The sequence below is a fragment of the Hymenobacter nitidus genome (assembly GCF_020447315.1).
GTDB classification, from domain to species: Bacteria; Bacteroidota; Bacteroidia; order Cytophagales; family Hymenobacteraceae; genus Hymenobacter; species Hymenobacter nitidus.
Window position 1 is genome coordinate 145,277 of record NZ_JAJADQ010000012.1, and the last position, 20,618, is coordinate 165,894.

A 20,618-nucleotide genomic window follows, 5' to 3' on the forward strand; every position below is an offset into this window, starting at 1 on the left:
GGTTCCGGCCTTACCCTGACGAGCTGTGCCCAGCGCACGGTGCAGCAGAAAAAAACGGCTTCCTTTAAGCGCAAAGCCAAATCCGGTAAAACGCCCTGTCCCTGCGACAGTCATTAGCCCCGTGCCTCTGTAAGCTGGTATCCTCCTATCACCTCGTATCTCTTCCTGTTTTGGCCGTCCTCTCACACTCCGCTGCCCCGTTTGCTTTGCTGCTTTGCGCAGGAGTGTGCCTGGCCGTGACGCCGGCGCAGGCCCAGTACACGAGTGGTGGAGCCGGCTTGCCGCGCATCGTCAATTACCACGACGGCGCTTACCAGCTAGCGGATGGCCACTGGCAAACGGGACAGCTGTACCTGGAAACGTCGGGCCAGCTGCGGGTGCGCCCCATCGACAGCAAAGCCACTACCGTTTATCAGCCGGGCCAAGTAGAAGCCTTTGTGCTGAAGACCGATACGTTTGGCACCGTGCGCAACGTGGATATGTCGTACCGGCGAATCCCGGCCGTATTTGCCCAGCGGCTTTATCGATATGGCCAGCTTACCGCCTTCACGCTCGACCATCGGTATATGGGTGAAGGCAGCCAGCTGCTTGGCAGCAACACGGTGGTGCCCGCCGGAGCCGTTGATCTGGTGCTGCAGCCCGCCGTCGGCGACGCCGTAGTCGTACCCGCCGGGCGCCGGGCATTCACCCAGACCATGCTTGCGTTGGTGGGCGACTGTCCGGAGCTAGCGGCCCAGATTACGAAAGGCAAAGTAGGACGTCAGCATATGCGGCAGATTTTGCGAACGTATGCCCGCTGGCAACAGGCGGGTTCAGCGCAACCTACTTCCGTCAACTAATTGCGCCGCTTCATGCCACACGTCACGCGAGCCGCTGTGCCCCTGAAATACCTGCTGGCTGCCGGGCTGCTGGTGGCCGGGCACTTCGTCGGGGTGGCGCAGCAGCGGCCCCACGCGGCCTTTATTCCCCCAACGTCTTACCCCGAGCAGACCCGCAACCCCACGCTGCGCTACGAGCCCGGCGGCCGGCCCGGCACGTTTCGCGGCCTCGATGGGCAGTGGCACCCCGTGCAGATTGCCGGCTGGCTGCCCGACCGCGTCTACCTGAACGAAAGCGGCAACCACTACCGCGCCTTCTCGCCCGAGGAAATGACGGCCTTTGTGCTGGGCTCCGACACAATGGTGACGGTAGCGGGCGTGGCCCCCGGCAAGCTGGGCCACCGGCACCGGCTCACGGCCTTCGGGCGGCAGCTGTTTCGGGGTGGGGGCATGCAGCTGGTGGATGTCACGGACGAAACCACCTCCCTGCTCACGCTGCTGGTAACGCCCCACAAGCTCTTTATTCGCAAGAACGCCGGTGGCTGGGAGCTGTTGCCTAAAGACCGGTTTGCCCTGCAACAGCTCCTGCTGGCCATGCTCGCCGACGACCCCACGCTGGTGGCCGAGCTGCGGGCCCGGCGCGTGGGCCGCTGGCGGGTGCCGCAGCTGCTGGCCCGGTACGCCGATTTTCGAACCACGCAGTTTTTGCAGACGGCTGCTCAGCCGCGTCCTTAGCCTGTAGCCTATGACTTCCGAAAACCCGATTATTCCTTTGCAGAAAGCGGCCGAAGCCGTGCGCCGGCAGCTGCAGGTAAATGCCTTTGATGCCGCCGCCGTGCAGCGCCTCGCCGAGTTTATTGACGCCCAGCGCACCAACATCAAGGATGCTGAGCGCGAAGGTGTAATTTCGGCCCTGGGCTGCTTTCTGGGCCAGTGCCTGGTGAGCACCTACCAGGGCGAGTGGGCGCTGGGGCCGGATAAAACCACCGGCGTCGGTATTGCCGGCAAGCATTTTTTCAACCCCTTCTACCGCGTGTCGCAGCAGTTGGCTCATGGCCAAAAAGAGTCTGTTGCCGTATTCTTCGCGGGTATACCTGAACGCGTGGCCACCGAGCCGCGTCGTAAAAATTGGATTTAGTGACTACGACCAGCCCCCAGCCCACCGACTTTGCCATGAGAAAAATCGTCATTGCCATCGACGGATACTCTTCCTGCGGCAAGAGCACCACGGCCAAAGCCGTAGCGGCCGAGCTGGGCTATGCCTACATCGATACCGGCGCCATGTACCGGGCCGTGACGCTCTACCTGTTGGAGCGCGATATTGCCTTCGATGACCTGCCCCGCGTGGAGCAGGCCCTGCACGATATCCACATTTCCTTTAAGCGCAACCGCAAAACCGGCCGCAATGAGCTGTGCCTGGATGGTGTGATTCGGGAAGACGAAATCCGGCAGATGCGCATTTCCAACTCCGTGAGCGAGGTGTCGGTGATACCGGCCGTGCGCCACACGCTGGTGGCCCAGCAGCAACGCATGGGCCGCAAGCGCGGCGTGGTGATGGACGGGCGCGACATTGGCACCACCGTCTTTCCCGATGCCGAAGTCAAAATCTTCATGACGGCCGAGGTCGAAACCCGCGCCCGCCGCCGGCAGGAAGAGCTGGCCGTGAAAGACGAGCACGTGCCGCTGGAAGACATTGTGGAAAACCTGCGCAAGCGGGACCACATCGACTCGACCCGGGCCGAAAGCCCGCTACGCCGTGCCGCCGACGCCGTCTTGCTCGACACAACCCACATGATGATCGACGAGCAGGTAGATTTTGTGCTGGAGCGGGTGTCGGCCCGCCTGTTTGAGCGTAGCTTGCTGGCCCTTACCGGCAATGAGGAACGGAATACTTCCGGCGCTGGTCTATAAAGGAATATGGGCGCGAAAGTTGCTGCCAGCACCGCGTCTTTGCTACTTGAACGAGAGTCATGAATGTCACGATAGATAAGAATTCGGGGTATTGTTTCGGGGTTGAATTCGCCATTCAGATGGCGGAGGATGAGCTGGCGCACGAGTCGACGCTCTACTGCCTGGGCGACATTGTGCACAATCGTATGGAGGTGGAGCGCCTGCACCAGCAGGGCCTGCGCATCATCGACCGGGAGCAGCTCCAGACCCTGCGTGACTGCAAGGTGCTGATCCGGGCCCACGGTGAGCCGCCGGAAACCTACGAGCTGGCCCTGCGCAACAACCTGGAGCTGATTGACGCCTCCTGCCCGGTGGTGCTCAAGCTGCAGAACCGCGTGAAGCACGCCTTCGACAGCACTACCCGCCAAAACGGCCAGGTTGTCATCTACGGGCAGCCCGGCCACGCCGAGGTAACCGGCCTCAACGGGCAGACCGGCAACCAGTCCATCATCGTGATGACCGAAGCCGACCTCGACCAGATTGACTTCGCCCGGCCCGTGACGTTGTTCAGCCAGACCACCAAGAGCACCGCCGGCTTCTACCACATGAAGGAGGTCATCGAGCAGCGTATTGCCGCTGCCGGGGGCAGCCTGGAGTCGTTCGATGCCAATGACAGCATCTGTCGGCAGGTGAGCAACCGGGAGCCCGCTCTGCGCAAGTTCGCCGTGGACTACGACGTGGTGTTATTCGTGAGTGGCCGCAAAAGCTCCAACGGCAAGGCCCTGTTCAGCGTGGTAAACCAGACTAACCCGCGCAGCTACTTTATCGAGAACGAGCAGGAATTGGACGAAGCCTGGCTGCAGGGTGTCGGCAGCGTGGGTATCTGCGGGGCAACCAGCACACCCATGTGGCTGATGCAGCGCGTAGCCGACCGGGTAGCCGGGGTGGCCGAAAGTCTGCCGGCTTAAGACCACGGCCGAGCTAAAAACTCCAATTTTCTACCGTCATTCTTTGTTACTTGCCCGGCCGGTTATGGCCGGGTATTTTTTTGCCTTTTTCTCGCTATGAGCAGGTTTTTCAACTACTTCCTGAACGGGTTTCTTATCGTCGCGCCCATCACCCTGACGATCTACATCCTGTTTTCCATCTTTAGCTGGCTTGATAACACCTTCGACCTGACCTGGGACGGTAGCCATATTCCGGGCCTGGGCCTGGTGATTATCGTGGCCATGGTAACGGCGGTGGGCTTCATTGCCAAGTCGTTTATGGTGCGGCCCTTCCTGGTGCTGGCCGAGCGGATTCTGCACCGCACCCCGCTGGTCAGCATCATCTATTCCAGCTTGAAAGATCTGCTCGACGCTTTCGTGGGCGACAACCAGAAGTTCAACCAGCCGGTGCTGGTGCTGGTGAACAAGGCCACGCAGTGCTACAAGATGGGCTTCGTGACCCAAACCAGCATGACGGCCATTCACCGCGAAACGCTGATGGCGGTATACTTTCCCCATTCCTACAACTTCTCGGGTGAGCTGGTACTGGTGCCCGCCGACCACGTGACCTACCTCGATTTGCCCAGCAGCGACGTGATGAAATTCATCGTGTCGGGTGGCGTAGCGCGCCTGTAAAAGGTTCTTACGATGCAGCCAGCCCCGAAAAAGCCCCGGCCGGCACCGGCATCGGGCGGCCGCGACCGTATAGGTAGGCTTTACTATAGCCACTGACTGCCGCATGAAAACGACCCTGCATTTTCGCACGTATGGCACCGGGCCGCGGGTGGTGCTGGCTTTTCACGGCTACGGGCAGAGCGAGGGGCACTGGCGCGGTATGGCTGCCATTTTGGGCAATGACGTGACGCTCTACGCCTTCGACCTGTTTTACCACGGCCACAGCAAGCTGGCCAAAGCCGATGCTCCACTGCGCAAAAAGCGGCTGGGGGAGTTATTAAGGGTATTTTTAACGGAACAACACATTACCACCTTCGGGCTGCTGGCCTTCAGCATGGGCGCCAAATTTGCCCTGACCGCCGTGGAGGAGTTCCCCGACCGGGTGGAAAATGTCTGGCTGATAGCCCCGGACGGCATCAGGACGCAGTTCTGGTACGCCCTGGCTACCTATCCGCCCTGGATGCGGGGCGTGCTGGGCCGGGCCGTGCTGCGGCCCCAGCGCCTGCTGCGCTTCATCGATGGGCTGGCCCAGCGCCGCCTCGTCGATTCGGGGCTGGTGCGCTTTGCCCAATGGCAGCTCGACAGCCGCGAAAAGCGCCTGCGCGTGTACCGCAGCTGGGTTGGGTTTCGCCATCTGGTGTTCGATACCAAGCGCCTGGCCGCGTTGCTCAACCAGCGGCCCACGCCCGTCACGTTCTTTCTGGGCCGTTTCGACCGAGTGATTCCGCACGCGGGCCTGCAGGAGTTCATTGCTTCCCTCAAAAACGCCCATACCGTGCTGCTGGAAGCTGGCCACGCCGGCCTAATCTACGACGTGGGCAACTACCTGCGCCGCCACCCGGAAGAGGTAAAATGGTGAGTTGTCGTTCGAAGACGCGTGTCCTTGCGAGGCGTGGCCGAAGCAATCCGTCCGCTGAGATGCGCTGCGCTTTCTTCACTAAAAAGGCCTTTCTGGTAAAAGGTCATTCCGTACTGCGCAGAAGACGGCTGGCCGTGTCTCTGCTTCACGCGCAGAATGCTCGCAAGGACACAGTTTTTCTATTTGCTCAATTCCAATTCATACAAGCGGCGGCTTTCCTCGTCGAATACCACGAAAACAACCGTCTGGGGTAGCGCATGACTTTCCAGGAACTGCCGCACCTCCCGCACCGCTATGGTGGTAGCTTCTGCTTTGGGGTAGCCGTAAATGCCGGTGCTAATGCCGGGGAATGCCACGCTGTCGATTTGGTTTTCGGCGGCCAGCCGCAGGCTGTTGCGGTAGCAGCTGGCTAGCTTTTCGGGCGCCCCTTTCTGGCCGTCATTCCAGACCGGCCCTACGGTATGAATGACGTGGGTGGCGGGCAGGCGGCCGCCGGTGGTAACGACGGCCTCGCCGGTAGCCAGACCTTTGCCGTAGTGGCCGGCCCGCAGGCGGCGACAGGCTTCCAGAATCTCGGGGCCGCCGGCGCGGTGAATAGCCCCATCGACGCCCCCGCCACCCAGGAGCGAAGAGTTGGCCGCATTAACAATAGCCGTGGTATCGATGGTGGTAATGTTGCCCTGGTACAGAAGAATGCGGCCGAAGGAAACGGCCTGGGTCTGCCAGTCGGCAGCGGCAGTAGGTGCCATAGTAAACAGATGAGGTTGGCAAAAATGGAGGAAAGCCGCCCAACAGCGGGTAGGAGATACTACGCTTCGTCGGGCTTTTTCGACGCTTCAGCCCCGGCAGGAGCCCAATCCGGTATATTACGATTTGCCTATGTAAAAGCGAATGAATAGGTTCGTTGCGTCTTCACCCTCTAACGCACCTTCGCTATGGAAGCTACCAATCGTGACCCCCAGCTGTGGCGCCTGGCCAAAGCCCGCGCCAAGTTCAAAACTCATCTGTTTACTTACCTGGTGGTAAATGCCCTGCTCTGGGCCATCTGGCTGCTCACCAATGCTAACAGCGGCGGGCACCACGTGGGGCGTCATTTTGGCTACATTCCCTGGCCGGTGTGGTCCACCGTCTTCTGGGGCTTTGGCGTGCTCATGAACGGCATTCGGGTGTACAGCGGCTTCGGCGGGCAACAGTCGGAGCGGGAGTACGAGCGGCTGGTGCGCGAGCGGGACGGCCGCTAATCTCGTTAGCCTACTGCCCCACACTCAGCCACCACGGGCGCTGCGGCAGCGGCCCGGCCCCGAGCGTGACGGGCTGGCCCAGCTCGGGTGTGGTGATGGGTTGAGCCAGGCGCGTGGCCTCGGTGGTGGCCCGGCGTATTGGGTCGTTCCAGGCGTGGTTGGCCTCGGTGAAAGCGCCCCAGTGCACCGGCAGCAGCACCCGGGCCTGCACGTCGCGGGCGGCCTGCACGGTTTGCTCGGGCAGCATATGAATCTGGGCCCAGTTGGCATCGTACTGCCCGCACTCCATCAGGGCCAGGTCGAAGGGGCCGTGCTGTCGGCCGATGGTTTGGAAATGCGGGCCGTAGCCCCCGTCGCCGCTGTAGAACACGCGCTTCGAGGCCGACTTCACCACCCAGGAGCTCCAGGAGGTAGAGTTGCGGTTGGTGAGGCCCCGGCCCGAAAAGTGGCGCGCCGGCGTGCTGATGATGGTCAGGCCCCCGAGCTGCACCGAGTCGTGCCAGTCCAGCTCGTGCACTTTTTCGGGGGCCACGCCCCAGGCCAGCAGGTGAGCCCCCACGCCCAGGGGCACGTAGAAGTGGGCCGTTTTATCCTTGAGCCGCCGGATGGTCTGGTAGTCGAGGTGGTCGTAGTGGTCATGCGAAATCAGGACCGCATCGATGGGCGGCAGTTGCTCGGCGGTAATGGCCAGCGCGGGGTTGTAGCGCTTGGGCGTCACCCAGGGAATGGGGCCCATTTTTACGCTCAACATAGGGTCGAACAGGATGTTGCGGCCCGCTATTTCCACCAGGCTGGCCGAGTGCCCGAACCAGGTGACGCGCAGCAGGTTGGCCGTTTTGCGGGTGATGCTGAGCGAATCCAGCGGCTGGGTGGGCAGGGGCGCGGGCGGCATGGCATCGGGCGTCTTGCTGAACAGAAACTTCCAGAGCACCGACACCGTGCTGCCGCCAGTCATCATCGTAGTCGGCACCAGATTCTGAAATTCCCCGTCGCGGTAGTGGCCGGTTTTGGCGTAGGCCGCCCGCTGGGCCTTGGTGGGCTTGCCGCCCAGCTCGGGACTCAGGTTGGCAAAGGCCACGCCCGCTACCAGCAGGACCGCCAGCAGGCTGGCCACCAGGCGGCCAAGTAGTTTCAGGGGTTGGGTCATAGAAAGTCGGGGTAAAAACGGCAGGAGGGCAGAGGCAGAACAGGCAAGCCGCTGAGTTGGCTTGGCAGACGAAATACGATGACAAATACTTTAAGGGCGCCGACGGTGGCCTCTGTGCCCCGGCTTACGAGTCTTGGCGCCCCTAAAGCCGCCCGCTAAAGCCCGCGGAGCCGCAACCTTCGGGCGAAACTCATGGTTGTAGGCAATATGACAACGCGCCGACTTCTTCCCGTTCTGCTGCTGGCCCCTTTGGCCCTGGCTTTCAGCCCCGACCGCCCTAACGCTCCCGCCGATGCCAACCTGGCTAAAATCAAGCTGCCCGCGGGCTTCACCATTACCTACTTTGCCCAGGGTGTGAAAAGCGCCCGGGAGCTGGCCGTGGGTCCCGACGGCACCGTGTACGTGGGCACTAAAGACGACAAGGTGTACGCCCTGCCCGACCGCAACAAGGACGGCCGCGCCGATGAAGTTGTTACCATCGCCACTGGCCTGAACGCGCCCAACGGCGTGGCCGTGCGCAACGGGGCCCTCTACGTAGCCGAAATCAACCGGGTGGTGCGCTACGACAACATTGCCAAAACCCTCAAGCAAAAGCCCAAGCCGGTGGTGGTGTACAACCAGCTGCCCAACAAAGACTGGCACGGCTACAAGTACATTGCCTTCGGCCCCGACGGCAAGCTCTACATTCCGGTGGGCGCGCCCTGCAACTCCTGCGAGCCGGAAGAGCCGATTTTTGGCACCATCAACCGGATGAACGCCGACGGCTCGGGCTTCGAAACCGTGGCCAAGGGCGTGCGCAACACCGTGGGCTTCGACTGGAGCCCGGTGGATAAGGCCATGTGGTTTACCGACAACGGCCGCGACCAGCTCGGCGACAATCTGCCCGCCGACGAGCTGAACCGCGCCGCCGCGCCCGGCCTGCACTTCGGCTTTCCCTACTTCTTTGCCGGCGACGTGGCCGACCCCGAGTTCAGTGCCGGCAAAACGGCCGCAACCTACACCAAGCCGGCCCGCAAGCTGGGGCCGCACGTAGCCGCGCTGGGCATGAAGTTCTACACCGGCAAGCAATTCCCGGCCCAGTACCGCAACCAGATTTTCATCCCCGAGCACGGCTCCTGGAACCGCAGTTCCAAAATCGGCTACCGCATCAGCCTCGTCAAGCTCGACGCCAGCGGCAAGCAGGCCACCAGCTACGAAACCTTCGCCGACGGCTGGCTGCAGGGCAAAACCAGTTGGGGCCGCCCCGTGTGCCTGCTCCAGCTCCCCGACGGCTCCCTGCTGCTCTCCGACGACCAGAACGACGCCGTCTACCGCATCAGCTATAAATCTTAATGTGATAGAATGTAAGAAATGTGCTGTGGAGAATGTTATTGCGAGGCATAAGCCGAAGCCATTCGTCCTCTAAAATGTGCGGAGCTTACTTCAGTGAAAAGCCCTTTCCTACTCGTGCGGGAAAGGGCTTTCTGGTAAAAGGGGGGGGTGACTACCGGTGCCGAGGACACATGGCTTCGCCCGCCGTGATAGAACAATAATTAGTACAGCAGCACATTCAACCACATTTCTCACATTCTCCACATTCGCATTTTAGAACTTCCGCACATTAACCTCCTATCTTGCCCGCCGATGAAAAAGCAACGGTTTCCGAAGCGCGTAGTAGGCCGCCGCGAGCTGGTCGATTTTCCCGAGTTTGATATTCAGGGCGTGGAAGCCAAGGTAGACACCGGGGCGTATACCGGGGCCATTCATTGCTCCAACATTCACGTGGAGCGCCTTGCAGATGGCCGCGAGATTCTGCGCGTGCAGCTGCTCGACGACACGCACCCCAACTTCAACGGCCGGCCCATGGAGTTTACGGAGTTCAGCCTGCGCGACATCAAAAGCTCCAACGGCGACGTGCAGGAACGCTATGTTATCCAGACCATTATCCGCCTGTTCAACGAAGATTACTCCACCGAATTCTCCCTTTCCGACCGTTCCGATATGAAATATCCGGTCCTGATTGGGCGGCTGCTGCTGCGTAGCGCCCGGTTTGTGGTGGACGTGGCCCGACGCAATCTTTCTGCAAAATTTCAGCATGCCACGAACCAAGCGCGGCCATAAGCGCTTTGGGTAGTTACTTTGCACTCCCGCTTCTGCTCTTCTCACAACCTCCTCCAAGACACCCTTTCCGATGAAACTTGCGATTCTGTCGCGTGAGCCGAAGCTGTATTCTACGACCCGTCTGGTAGAAGCCGCCCGCGAGCGAGGCCACGACGTGGCCGTCATCGACCATATGAAATGTAACCTGGTGCTCGAAAAAGGGGCGCCCGGCATTGTATATCTCGACAACAAGCTCGAAAAGTTCGACGCCATTATTCCCCGGATCGGGGCCTCGGCCACGTTTTACGGTACGGCCGTAGTGCGGCAGTTCGAGATGATGAAAGTGAAAACCGCCGTCGAAAGCCAAGCCATCATCCGCTCCCGCGACAAGCTGCGCTCCATGCAGATTTTGTCGCGCGCCGGAGTAGGCATGCCCAAAACGGCCTTTACCAACTACTCCAACGAGGTTTCCGAGCTGATCGGGCTGGTCGGCGGCGCGCCCGTCATCATCAAGCTGCTCGAAGGTACCCAGGGCCTGGGCGTGGTGCTGGCCGAGTCGGAAAAGGCGGCCCAGTCCGTTATTGAGGCTTTCCACAACCTCAAGGCCCGCATTATCGTGCAGGAATACATTGCCGAAAGCAAGGGCGCCGACCTGCGCGCTTTCGTGGTGAATGGCGAAGTGGTGGGGGCCATGAAGCGGCAGGGCAAGGAAGGCGAATTCCGCTCGAACCTGCACCGCGGCGGCACCGGCACCCTGGTCAAGCTCACCCGGGCCGAAAAAGCCGCCGCCCTGCTGGCTACCAAAGCCCTGGGCCTGGGCATTGCCGGCGTAGATATGCTGCAAAGCAAGCGCGGCCCGCTGGTGCTGGAAGTAAACTCCTCGCCCGGTCTGGAAGGCATTGAAAAAGCCACCGGCCTCAACATTGCCGGCAAAATCATCGAGTACACCGAGGCCCTGACCCAGCGCAAAACTAAGCCCAAAGAAGCTGTTGCTAAAGAAATAGCCGCCGAGCCCATGCCCGACTCGCAGGCCGACGCGCAGCTGCGGTAACGGCGAAACCGATTTAATATGTAATGGCCTCTTTTTGCATTCTTACGTGCGAAAAGAGGCCATTGAATTTTTTACCTAAGGGAAAGTTGGCAAGCCCGCCGCAGCCCGTCACCGCAAGATGGCCACGACAATAGAAGAATATGCGGCTCACCACACGGCGGTACTCCGCCAGCTGTATCTGGAAGCTCGGCAACAATCCTTTACCTGGGCCGACCCGCAAGCTTTCGACTTGCTCGACTTTGACATAGCTACGAGGGGCGAAACCATTCTAGTGGCCCTGAGCAGCGGAATACCGGTCGGCTTCATTGCCTGGTGGCCGCCCGACAACTTCATTCATTCTCTGTTTGTCGCGCCCGGGGAGCAGGGCAAAGGCGTGGGCAAAGAGCTGCTAGCGGCCGGACTGGCGCGAATGGGGCGGCCCGCTACGCTCAAATGCCTGCGGCAAAACCAGCAGGCGCTGGGGTTTTACGAGGCCCGGGGCTGGACAAGAATAGGGGAGGGAGAAACGACTGAGGGCCCGTATTGGCTGCTGGTATTGCCGGAATAAACGGTGGCCGATTGGGATTGGGCGGAGTGCCACCGCAATTAATCACGCAAATTTTTGAAACTTACGGGCTTTCTGAGCGGGTAAGAAGCCCGGTCCCGGCCTGCGTCCGGTGGTTGCGCAGCCCTAACGCTGCCCGACTTTGCTGGAAGACCCGTTTGCCGCCCCCGCCAATCTACACATCAACGGCCTGACCATCCGGCCCGGCGAGCAGGTCCTGACGCGGCTCGTTATTTCGCGCCTGCCCTCGGGCACTGTCATCGACGTGCCGGTGTACGTGTTTCGCTCTACCCAGCCCGGCCCCACGGTACTGCTCATGGCCGGCATGCACGGCGACGAAGTGAACGGCATTGAAACCATCCGCCGTCTGATCCGGCGCGACCTGCTGCACCCGCTGCGGGGCACCATCATTGCCATTCCTATCCTGAACATCTACGGCTTCCTGAATTTCAGCCGGGAGGTGCCCGATGGCAAAGACGTGAATCGCAGTTTTCCGGGCCACCCGCGGGGCTCCCTGGCCAGCCGCGTGGCCCACCGCTTCATGCGCGAAATCCTGCCCTTGGTCGACTGCGGCATCGATTTCCACACCGGCGGGGCCGCCCGCAGCAACTTTCCGCAGGTGCGCTGCCAGCTCGGCTCCCCCGATAGTGACGCGCTGGCCCAGGCGTTTGCCGCGCCCTTCACCCTGCATTCTGCCCTGCGGCCGGGCTCGTTGCGGGAGGCGGCCTTCAAGCAGGGCAAGTCCATTATCGTGTACGAGGCCGGCGAGTCGCTGCGCCTTGATGAGGACGGCATTGAGCTGGCTATTGCCGGCACGTTTCGGGTGCTGCACCACCTGGGCATGGTGGCCGAAGCTACGCCGCCGGCTCAGCCCAGCATCGTGTGTTTGCGCCACACCTGGCTGCGGGCCAAGTTTGCGGGCCTGTTTCGGAGCCACGTGCAGAACGGCCAGTACCTGGAAAAAGGCCAGACCTACGGCAGCGTGGCCGACCCCTACGGCGAGCAGGCCGTGCGCCTGGAGTCGCCGGTGGCGGGCTACATCATCGGCCTGAACCACATGCCGGTGGTCAACCAGGGCGACGCGCTGCTGCACGTGGGCTTGGTGGATGAGGCCGAAGCCGCCCGCCTGGCGCTCAATCCGCCTTTCAACGAGAAACCCAACACCCCCGAGGAGTTGGATGAAGAAGATCTGTAAGCTGTAATTTAAGTCGCGCTACCAAGTTGCTGCCATGAGTGCCACCCCTCTCTTGCTGACTGCCCGCCTGCGTTTGCGGGCGTTTCAGCCTACTGATGTCACGGCCTTTGCCACCTACCGCGCCGCGCCGGAAGTTGCGCGCTTCCAAAGCTGGGAGCCGTACTCGGCCGAACAGTCGGCGGCCTTTGTGGCCTCCCAGGCCGGTATTTCGATTCCCGGGGAGCCGGGCAGCTGGGTGCAGATTGCCATTGCCCGCCCGGATACCGACGAGCTGCTCGGTGACTGTGCCCTGTGCTTGAATGCCGACGAGCCGCGGCAGGCCGAAATCGGTATTACGCTGGCCCCGCAGCACCAGGGGCAGGGCTACGCCACCGAGGCCCTGCGCGGCCTGCTGGGCTACTGCTTCCAGGAGCTGAAGCTGCACCGCGTGGTGGCCGTGACCGACTGTCTGAACCAGAGTTCGGTGCAGTTGCTGATGCGGGTGGGAATGCGGCGGGAGGCGCACTTCCGGCAGAATATCTGGTTCAAGGGCGCCTGGGGCGACGAGTACGTGTTTGCCCTGCTGGGCGAAGAATGGGCTTCCATCGAAGGATAAAACGCGCTGACCGGCAGGAAGCTTGCCGCTTTTTACGTTTCTTTGGGTAGCCATTGACGGGCTTATTCTCTTTTCTCCCCTTTTTCTGCCGAATGAACAATCCCCTGCGCCTGATTATCGACGCCGTACTTGTGGTGGCCGTAGCCGTCCTGTTTTACCTGCATTTCTCTTCCAAGTCTGCTGCCCCCGCGCCCGCCAAAGCGGCCGTGGTGCAGCCCGTAGCCAAGGACGACGACGATACCACCGCCACCGTGGCCGAGCCCATCGTGGCCGTGGCCGATACCGACAAAGTAGCCTACGTGGAATCGGGCAAGCTGCTGGAAGGCTACAAGGCCATGCAGGATGCCCGCCGCAGCTTCGAGGCCAAGGCCCGGGGCTGGGAAAAGCAGAACCAGGCGCTGGTAACCGGCTTCCAAAACGCCGTGCAGCAGTACCAGAAGCAGGCCGAAAGCCTGACGCCCGAGCAGCGCGCCGCCACTGAGCAGAAGCTCCAGGCCCAGCAGCAGCAGGCCGGCGTAGCCCAGGAAAAGCTCCAGCGCCAGGCCCAGGAAGAAGAAGCCAAGATGACCCAGCAGGTGCTGGAGCGCGTGAACAAGCAGATTGAAAAATACGGCAAAGACAACGGCTATAAGCTGATTCTCATCGCCGCGCCCAGTGGCACCATTGCTTACGGCCGCAAGGACATCGACATTACCGATGCCGTGCTCAAGCACCTGAACCGCGAGTATAGCGCCAAGAAATAACCCTGCTCTATCCGCCGGATACTGCCTGCAAAGCGCCTGCTGTTTACTGAAAACGGCAGGCGTTTTTTTGGGTGTTCCGGCCAACTATTCACCCTCCACGCTACTCTTTCCCTTACGCATACCAAACTCTTCGGCCCGGGCGTTCAGGGCCTTTCACCAGCTACTCTCTCTATATCCCTTAGCTACTCTCCTTTATGAGCCACTTTCGCTCAACCTTGTTACTCGGCGGCCTGCTGCTGAGCGCCGGCGCGGCCCAGGCCCAGCAGCCCGGCAAACTCACCATCAGTGGCTACGTGCGCGACCAGGCCACGGGGGAAAACCTCATCGGCGTGGCCGTGATGAACCCTACCACCGGCCAGGGCACGGCCACCAACAACTACGGCTTCTACTCGCTCACCCTGCCCGTCTCGGCCGACTCCGTGCGGCTGTTCGTGTCGTACCTGGGCTACGAGAAAGGCCGCTTCGCCGTGAAGTCGGAGCGGAGCGTAAGCCACGATTTCCGGCTGCGGCCCGCCACGGCCGAAATAGCCGGGGTGGAAGTGGTGGGGGCCAAAGAGGAAAAGATTGCCCAATCCACCCGCATGGGCACCATCAACGTGCCCATCACCCAGATCAAGACGCTGCCGGCCCTGTTTGGGGAAACCGACGTGCTGAAGGTGCTGCAGCTGCTGCCCGGCGTGCAGAGCGGGGGCGAGGGGCAGAGCGGCCTCTACGTGCGCGGCGGCTCCCCCGACCAGAACCTGATTCTGCTCGACGGCACGCCGGTGTACAACGCGGCCCATTTGTTCGGCTTCTTTTCCGTGTTCAATGCCGACGCGCTGAACAATGTGGAGCTGATCAAGGGCGGCTTTCCGGCCCGCTACGGCGGCCGGCTTTCCTCGGTGCTTGATATCAGCATGAAGGAAGGCAACATGCAGGAGTTTCACGGCGAGGGGGCCATTGGGCTGGTGGCCTCCAAGCTCACGCTGGAAGGGCCCATCAAGAAAGACACGGCCTCCTTCATTATCTCGGCCCGCCGCACCTACATCGACATTCTGGCCCGGCCCTTTATCAACCTGGCCATGGCCAGTGAGGGTATTCCGTACGACGAGCGGCCCACGGTGGGCTACTTTTTTCACGACCTGAACGGCAAGTTCAACTGGAAAGTAAGCCGCCGCGACCGGCTCTACCTGAGTGCCTACACCGGTTACGACAAGTTTTACGCCCGCTACAACGACAAGCGGGAGGACGGCGGCTACGCCAAGGAAAACGACGGCCTGGGCTGGGGCAACCTCACGGCGGCCCTGCGCTGGAACCGGGTGCTGAACGACCGGCTGTTTATGAACACGCACTTCACCTACAGCAAGTACCAGTTCAACATCCGCATCAACCAGGAAAACAAGTCGGTGAATCCGCAGAACCCGGACGAGTCGCGCACGGAGAAGTTTGCCCTGCACTACCTGTCCAACATCCGGGACCTGAGCCTGAAAACCGACCTGGACTACGTGCCCAACCCCGACCATTACATCCGGTTTGGGGGCCAGTACATTCTGCACTCGTTCCGGCCCGGCGCCCTGCAGGTGCGGGGTGAGGGCATGGACGACATTGCCTCGGGTGTGCAAACCCTGGCCAGCGAAGCCAGCCTGTACGCCGAGGACGACTTCCGTGTTACGGACCGCCTTAAGGTAAACGGCGGGGTGCGGCTGAACAGCTTTCTGGTCGACAACAAGCTGTACCCGTCCCTGGAGCCGCGCCTGGCTGCGCGCTTTCTGCTCACCGAAAACTGGGCCCTGAAAGCCTCCTACGCCCGCACCACGCAGTATATTCACCTGCTCACCAACTCGGGCATTGGCCTGCCCACCGATTTGTGGGTGCCTTCCACGGCCAAGATCAAGCCCCAGAAAGCCCAGCAGGTGAGTATCGGGGCGGCCCGCACGCTGCGCTACAAGGACGAGGAGTACGAGCTCAGCTTCGAGAGCTACTACAAGCCCATGCGCCACCTGATTGAGTACCAGGAAGGCGCCAACTTTCTGGGCACTACCGACAGCAAGTGGGAAGATAAGGTGACCAGCGGCAACGGCTGGGCCTATGGCGGGGAGCTGTTTCTGCAGAAGAAATCGGGCCGCACCACGGGCTGGATCGGCTACACGCTGGCCTGGAGCAACCGCCGGTTTGCGGAGCTGAACCAGGGCCGGCTCTACCCCTACAAGTACGACCGGCGTCACGACGCCACCCTGGTCGTGATTCACAAGTTCAGTCCCACCTTCACACTGTCGGGCACCTGGGTATACGGCACCGGCAACGCCACCACGCTCTCTCAGGGCCGCTTTCAGCTGGGCCAGGGCGAGCAGTATGAGGAATACGGCGAGCGGAACAGCTACCGCATGCGCGCTTACCACCGCCTCGACCTGGACCTGAGCAAAACCAAGAAGAAGAAGTGGGGCGAAGTGGTGAACAGCTTCAGCCTCTACAACGCCTACAGCCGCCGCAACCCCTACTACATCTACCTCTCGCGCGAGGTGGACTACCGCACCGGCACCAGCAAGGGCGTCTACAAGCAGATTTCCCTGTTCCCGATTATTCCTTCCTTCAGCAAGAGCTTTAAATTTTAACGCCCCCTTCCGATGGCTATGTCTCTATCCAACTTACCGGCGCGGGTTGCGGCGCTCCTGCTGCTGAGCCTGCCCCTGGGGGCCTGCGAAACCACCCTCGACCTGCCCGAGCCCGAGCACACGCCCCGCATTGCCCTGCAATATTCCCTGAGCAACTACGATGCGCAGGCCCAGGCCGGCTCCGAAAACGACGAGCTGGCGCGGGTACGGCGCCTCTACGTAAGCAACAGCCAGCGCGTATTCGATCTGCGCCAGCTGCGCGGCCGCCAGGATGCTACCGTGGTTATCGTGGATGAAAGCGGGGCCGTGGTCGAGTCGTTTCTGCCCGTGCCGCCCCGCAGTGCTTACCCCGGCGACACCTTTGATATCGGTTATTACCAGCCGACTATGTCCCTGAAAGGCGAGCCGGGCCGCACCTACACGTTGCGGGCCTCGCTGCCGGGCTTCGAAACCGTGGAAAGCACCCAGACCATGCCCAAGGCCCCGGTCATTGAAAGCGCCACGTTCACCAAAGACCAGAGCGCCAGCAACCCCAACGACGTGTACGGCCGGCTCGCCGTTACCATTGCCGACGACCCGAACGTCACCAACTACTACGTCGCCTTCGCCCGCGTAGTCGACAAGAACTACAAGCTGACCACGGGCTGGGCCCAAGTACAGCCCGATGAGCGCGACAGCAATGGTGATATAACGCCCGAAGTGGGGCAGTTTCAGCTTTCCAGCATCGGGGCCTTCGCCGGCTCCGGCTATTACGGCTTCTACCCGTACGCCGATACCAACGTGAATGGCAAGCGTTTTGGGCTTACGGCCGATGTGCGCTACTATCCCGGCTGCCCCTCGTCGCCTGGCTGCACCGAGGCGGCGTATATGGAGGTGTTCGTGAGCAGCCTCACCCGCGACGCCTACAATTTCTACCTCTCGCGCCAGCGCTACACCGATACCGAGTTTAATCCCTTTGCCGAACCCGCGCCGCTGGTTTCCAACCTGAAAAACGGCTACGGCCTGTTCGGCGGCATCACCGACGCCGTGTACCGCATCAAGCTGTAGCCGGGCTGGGCAGCGGCAGCGGCAGCGTGCGCGCTGCCTGAAAAGTAATAGTCAACAAAAATCCCCGCTACGGCTTATAGCGGGGATTTTTGTTGTAAGCGCATGAGGCAAGCGTTACTGCTTAATAAGCCGCTTGACCACTGTGCCCTCGGCTGCGTGCAGGCGCACGGAATACACCCCGGCGGGCAGCTTGCGCACATCCAGCACCTGACTGACCGTGCCCGCCTGTGCCGGTACGGCCTGCGCCTGCACGAGTTGCCCCAGCGTGTTGAATACCGCTATCTGCACCGGGCGCTGTGGGCGCAGTCCGCCCAGCTGCAGCGTAGCTGTACCGGTCGTGGGGTTAGGGAAAAGCTGAGTCTGGGCTTGCAGGGCCGGAGCATTGGTGGCCAGCACGAAAGACTGGAAATTGGAGTAGTAGAACTTATTGGCGTTTACCCAGGCACGGGTGGTGGTATTGACATTCTGCCGGAAACGCCGAATCAAATCATTGGTGGCGTTGAAGACGTCAGTGAAGCGGTTGCCGGAGTCAAGCTGCCAGGCCGAGCCGGTCCAGGTTTCGTTGCTAAAGCCGGTCCCGATGCCATTGGGAGTTGGAAACTCGGTGAAGCGGGTCGAGTTCTGCCAGATGCCGCCAACCAACTGCTCGGTGAGGCGCACGCTGCCACCACCGGCCGGAAAAGACGACGTAGTGCGTGAGGCCAATTGCCAGGTGGTAGCGTTGGTCCAGGTCTGAGTTTCGTAATACGTAGCCCGGCCCTGGGCGTCGTAGACGAAAGCATTTTGCTGCGTACTGTTCACCCAGGCATTATTGGTCCAGCGCTGATACACGTAGGAGCTGTAGTTGGAGGTGGTGCCCGCGTAGCTGTACTGGTAGCGGCTGGTTGGCTGAAAGGTGCGCGTAGTCGTGCTCCAGTCGCTCTGGGTTTGCTCCGTCACGCGGTTTTGGGCATCATACACGTAGCGAATCTGGTAGCCAAAGTTGGTCACCCAGGCATTCGTCACCCAGCCCTGCCCGATGTACTCCGTGGTTCGGCCCTGGCTGTCGTAGGCGTAGAGAAACTGGGTGGTGTTACGCCAGGCGCCGGCCACCCAGCTTTCGTCGAGCAGCGACGTGGTCAGGTTGGCTGCATTGTAGGTATATGTCGTCCGGATTGTTGGCACCAGCGTAGCCGAATCGACGGTAACAGCCTGCTGAACGTTCGCCATCTGGTTGTACACCGGATTGTTAATAGTGGGGCTGCCCCAGCGGCCCGTGCTGCCCGACCATACGTAGGATGCTATGCGAGTGGGCCGCCGCACAGTCGTGGAGCGGACCCCTGGCAAGTTGTCTTCAATCGGCGCGATGGCAGCACAGGCCGCCGAATGCCAGTGGCGGGCCTCATCGGCACCATCAGTAGACTGCGCGAATGTGGGCACTCTGCCATACAGCAACGCTACGAGCAATAGAAGTAGTGGTTTTCTCATTGGATTGAACAGTGAAAAGCGAAAAAACGTGTGTAGCGGCGTTTCAGCCTCAGAACGAGCCTCATCCGGGAATAGCTGAACTGGTTTATATAATATAAATTATAATATCTATTGTATAACGATGAAGGTAGGCTTTGCTAGTAAGCCCGGCAATACCTACTTGTGGGTATTATGTGGACAGGGCAACAGCAGATAGCAGTTGCTTGAAGCGTCTCAAGCATACGCCTGGGAATACCGGACTGACGGAGGCTACCCGTGGGTACAGACCAAAAAAAGGCCAGCCGTGGAAGCTTCCACGGCTGGCCAGATATGCTGGAGCAAAGAGCCAACTAGGCGTTGGCGCCGATACGCAAGCTTAGAATGTGTAGCGCAGGCTTACGGCTGCGTCGTTGTAGAAGCCAGTGTAGCCGTTGAACACCTCGAAGTACGGCTTATAGTCGACGCCCACGACGAAGGGCAAATCCTCCATCTTGTACTCCAGGCCCAGAATCAGGTCGGCGCCGAAGGCTACGTAGGTTTCCTCGTCGTAGCGGTAGTCGTAGAGTACATACACGTCTTTTTTCTTACGGCCATAGCGGTAATAGCGCGCATCGGCGAAATAGTAGCGGCCCTGGTAGGCGCCCAGGTGAAAGCCGGCGCCGTAGTAGAACTGCAGGCCTTTCACGTCCGGAATGCCTTTGTGCTTTTCCCCCAGCAGGGTCAGCCGGGCGCCGCGGGCCTTATATTCCGTCGTCACCAGGGCTTCGATGGCCACGCCGTTTTTGCCGCTCATGAAGTGCTTGATGGTCAGGCCCGAGGAGTAACCACCGCCGCGCAGACCAATGCCCGTGTTGTAGCCTGAGCTGCTACCGCCGGATTTCTTCTTGGATTGGGCCGATACCAGCGTGGTGCTGAGCAGGGCAAGCGAGAAAAACAGGAATACAGAAAAACGCTTCATGAGTCCAGAGACAGGTAAATGAAAAAGTGCAAGCCCAAAAGTACGCACCCGGGCCCGAACTTAGCGCCCCGGCTCGTACTTAGCGGCTATTTCATCTGATAAGTGCACTAAAATCCCGCCCCCGTCATCTTCTGCCGCCCGCAGCATAGCCCGGGCTACGGAGCTGGCCTGCACTGCCCGGTACTTGCGCAGCGGGCCGATCAGCAGCGGGTTCAGCACCTGGAGCAAAACCGCGCCTATCTGCTCACCGGTGCGCTTTTCGCTTCGGTCGCCGAGCAGGAGCGAGGGGCGGAAAATGTGAATGGCCCGGAACTGCGTCTGGCGCACGGCCTCCTCCATCTCGCCCTTCACGTGATTATAATAGATGCGGGAGCCGGCGTCGGCACCCATAGCCGAAACGACTATAAACTGCGCCGCGAAGTTGGTAGCCGTAACGGCTGCTAGCTTCACCACATACAAATAATCCACTTTGTAGAAAGCCTCCTTCGAGCCGGCCTGCCGCATGGTGGTGCCCAGGCAGCAGAACACGTCGTCGGCAATGAGGGCCATGCGGTGCTGCTCTAGCTGGTCTAGGTCCAGCACGCGCTGCTCGAGCTTGGGGTGCACCATGGGCAGGGGCCGCCGGCCCACGGCAATGACTTTGGCGTAGCGGTCGGAGGCCAGCAGCAGGGGCAGCAGCTGGCTGCCGATCAGGCCGCTGGCCCCGGCAATAAGAGCGGTTTTTTGCAGTTTCATGGCGCGGCGTAAGCGGGT

At 61.0% G+C, this 20,618-nt stretch carries 22 protein-coding genes; 17 read left to right on the top strand and 5 right to left on the bottom strand.

The features are described from left to right. The first annotated feature begins 170 nt into the window (after positions 1-170). The 7 genes from LGH70_RS20105 (at position 171) to LGH70_RS20135 (ending at position 5,228) form a co-directional block, all read left to right on the top strand. Positions 171-839: a hypothetical protein gene (locus LGH70_RS20105; RefSeq protein WP_226189428.1), complete on the top strand. Its 669-nt coding sequence runs from the start codon at positions 171-173 to the stop codon at positions 837-839. Between the two features lie 12 nt (positions 840-851). Then, positions 852-1,553, top strand: a complete 702-nt coding sequence (locus LGH70_RS20110) for a hypothetical protein (RefSeq protein ID WP_226189429.1) — start codon at positions 852-854, stop codon at positions 1,551-1,553. 10 nt (positions 1,554-1,563) lie between these two features. Then, entirely contained in the window at positions 1,564-1,956 is a 393-nt protein-coding gene (locus LGH70_RS20115) for a hypothetical protein (protein WP_226189432.1), read from the top strand. A gap of 35 nt (positions 1,957-1,991) precedes the next feature. After that, positions 1,992-2,729 carry a (d)CMP kinase gene (cmk, locus tag LGH70_RS20120; protein ID WP_226189527.1) on the top strand — a complete coding sequence of 246 codons (738 nt, stop codon included), beginning with the start codon at positions 1,992-1,994 and terminating at the stop codon, positions 2,727-2,729. Positions 2,730-2,788: 59 nt separating this feature from the next. Next, entirely contained in the window at positions 2,789-3,676 is an 888-nt protein-coding gene (locus tag LGH70_RS20125; protein WP_226189436.1) for a 4-hydroxy-3-methylbut-2-enyl diphosphate reductase, read from the top strand. A gap of 96 nt (positions 3,677-3,772) precedes the next feature. Next, positions 3,773-4,330 (top strand): DUF502 domain-containing protein, encoded by a 558-nt coding sequence (locus tag LGH70_RS20130; protein WP_226189439.1) that lies wholly within the window; start codon positions 3,773-3,775, stop codon positions 4,328-4,330. 103 nt (positions 4,331-4,433) lie between these two features. Beyond that, positions 4,434-5,228 carry an alpha/beta fold hydrolase gene (locus LGH70_RS20135; protein ID WP_226189441.1) on the top strand — a complete coding sequence of 265 codons (795 nt, stop codon included), beginning with the start codon at positions 4,434-4,436 and terminating at the stop codon, positions 5,226-5,228. Positions 5,229-5,407: 179 nt separating this feature from the next. Here LGH70_RS20135 and LGH70_RS20140 read toward each other — a convergent pair whose 3' ends face one another. Further along, positions 5,408-5,977, bottom strand: a complete 570-nt coding sequence (locus LGH70_RS20140) for an O-acetyl-ADP-ribose deacetylase (RefSeq protein WP_226189443.1) — start codon at positions 5,975-5,977, stop codon at positions 5,408-5,410. A gap of 186 nt (positions 5,978-6,163) precedes the next feature. Here LGH70_RS20140 and LGH70_RS20145 point away from each other — a divergent pair, with 186 nt between their 5' ends. Next, positions 6,164-6,469: a 2TM domain-containing protein gene (locus tag LGH70_RS20145; protein WP_226189445.1), complete on the top strand. Its 306-nt coding sequence runs from the start codon at positions 6,164-6,166 to the stop codon at positions 6,467-6,469. Between the two features lie 10 nt (positions 6,470-6,479). On the opposite strand, the gene LGH70_RS20150 is transcribed toward LGH70_RS20145, so the two are convergent. Next, the gene (locus tag LGH70_RS20150; protein WP_226189447.1) at positions 6,480-7,616 is read right to left on the bottom strand and encodes an MBL fold metallo-hydrolase; all 1,137 of its coding nucleotides are present in this window, start codon (positions 7,614-7,616) and stop codon (positions 6,480-6,482) included. A gap of 207 nt (positions 7,617-7,823) precedes the next feature. On the opposite strand from LGH70_RS20150, the gene LGH70_RS20155 reads away from it, so the two are divergent. The 9 genes from LGH70_RS20155 to LGH70_RS20195 all read left to right on the top strand — a co-directional run bounded on the left by LGH70_RS20155 (position 7,824) and on the right by LGH70_RS20195 (position 17,461). Then, on the top strand, positions 7,824-8,948 hold the full coding sequence (locus tag LGH70_RS20155) for a PQQ-dependent sugar dehydrogenase (RefSeq protein WP_226189448.1): 1,125 nt from the start codon (positions 7,824-7,826) through the stop codon (positions 8,946-8,948). Between the two features lie 291 nt (positions 8,949-9,239). Further along, positions 9,240-9,716: an ATP-dependent zinc protease family protein gene (locus LGH70_RS20160; protein WP_226189450.1), complete on the top strand. Its 477-nt coding sequence runs from the start codon at positions 9,240-9,242 to the stop codon at positions 9,714-9,716. Positions 9,717-9,786: 70 nt separating this feature from the next. Next, complete coding sequence (rimK, locus tag LGH70_RS20165) at positions 9,787-10,746, top strand: 30S ribosomal protein S6--L-glutamate ligase (protein WP_226189453.1); 960 nt, start codon at positions 9,787-9,789, stop codon at positions 10,744-10,746. A 118-nt stretch (positions 10,747-10,864) separates the two neighbouring features. Further along, entirely contained in the window at positions 10,865-11,293 is a 429-nt protein-coding gene (locus LGH70_RS20170; protein WP_226189456.1) for a GNAT family N-acetyltransferase, read from the top strand. Positions 11,294-11,432: 139 nt separating this feature from the next. Beyond that, positions 11,433-12,485 carry a succinylglutamate desuccinylase/aspartoacylase family protein gene (locus LGH70_RS20175; RefSeq protein WP_226189459.1) on the top strand — a complete coding sequence of 351 codons (1,053 nt, stop codon included), beginning with the start codon at positions 11,433-11,435 and terminating at the stop codon, positions 12,483-12,485. A 34-nt stretch (positions 12,486-12,519) separates the two neighbouring features. Further along, a complete protein-coding gene (locus tag LGH70_RS20180; RefSeq protein WP_226189462.1) occupies positions 12,520-13,080 on the top strand; it encodes a GNAT family N-acetyltransferase in 561 nt (186 codons plus the stop codon). A gap of 92 nt (positions 13,081-13,172) precedes the next feature. Then, a complete protein-coding gene (locus LGH70_RS20185) occupies positions 13,173-13,823 on the top strand; it encodes an OmpH/Skp family outer membrane protein (RefSeq protein ID WP_226189464.1) in 651 nt (216 codons plus the stop codon). Positions 13,824-14,017: 194 nt separating this feature from the next. Next, positions 14,018-16,414, top strand: coding sequence for a TonB-dependent receptor (locus tag LGH70_RS20190; RefSeq protein WP_226189466.1), 2,397 nt, complete (start codon positions 14,018-14,020; stop codon positions 16,412-16,414). 18 nt (positions 16,415-16,432) lie between these two features. Then, complete coding sequence (locus LGH70_RS20195; RefSeq protein WP_226189468.1) at positions 16,433-17,461, top strand: DUF4249 domain-containing protein; 1,029 nt, start codon at positions 16,433-16,435, stop codon at positions 17,459-17,461. A 114-nt stretch (positions 17,462-17,575) separates the two neighbouring features. Here LGH70_RS20195 and LGH70_RS20200 read toward each other — a convergent pair whose 3' ends face one another. From LGH70_RS20200 to LGH70_RS20210, 3 genes are all read right to left on the bottom strand, one after another. Further along, positions 17,576-18,880 (bottom strand): T9SS type A sorting domain-containing protein, encoded by a 1,305-nt coding sequence (locus LGH70_RS20200; RefSeq protein WP_226189470.1) that lies wholly within the window; start codon positions 18,878-18,880, stop codon positions 17,576-17,578. 403 nt (positions 18,881-19,283) lie between these two features. Next, complete coding sequence (locus tag LGH70_RS20205; RefSeq protein WP_226189472.1) at positions 19,284-19,865, bottom strand: hypothetical protein; 582 nt, start codon at positions 19,863-19,865, stop codon at positions 19,284-19,286. 60 nt (positions 19,866-19,925) lie between these two features. Then, a complete protein-coding gene (locus LGH70_RS20210) occupies positions 19,926-20,600 on the bottom strand; it encodes an NAD(P)H-binding protein (RefSeq protein WP_226189473.1) in 675 nt (224 codons plus the stop codon). Between the last annotated feature and the right edge of the window lie 18 nt (positions 20,601-20,618).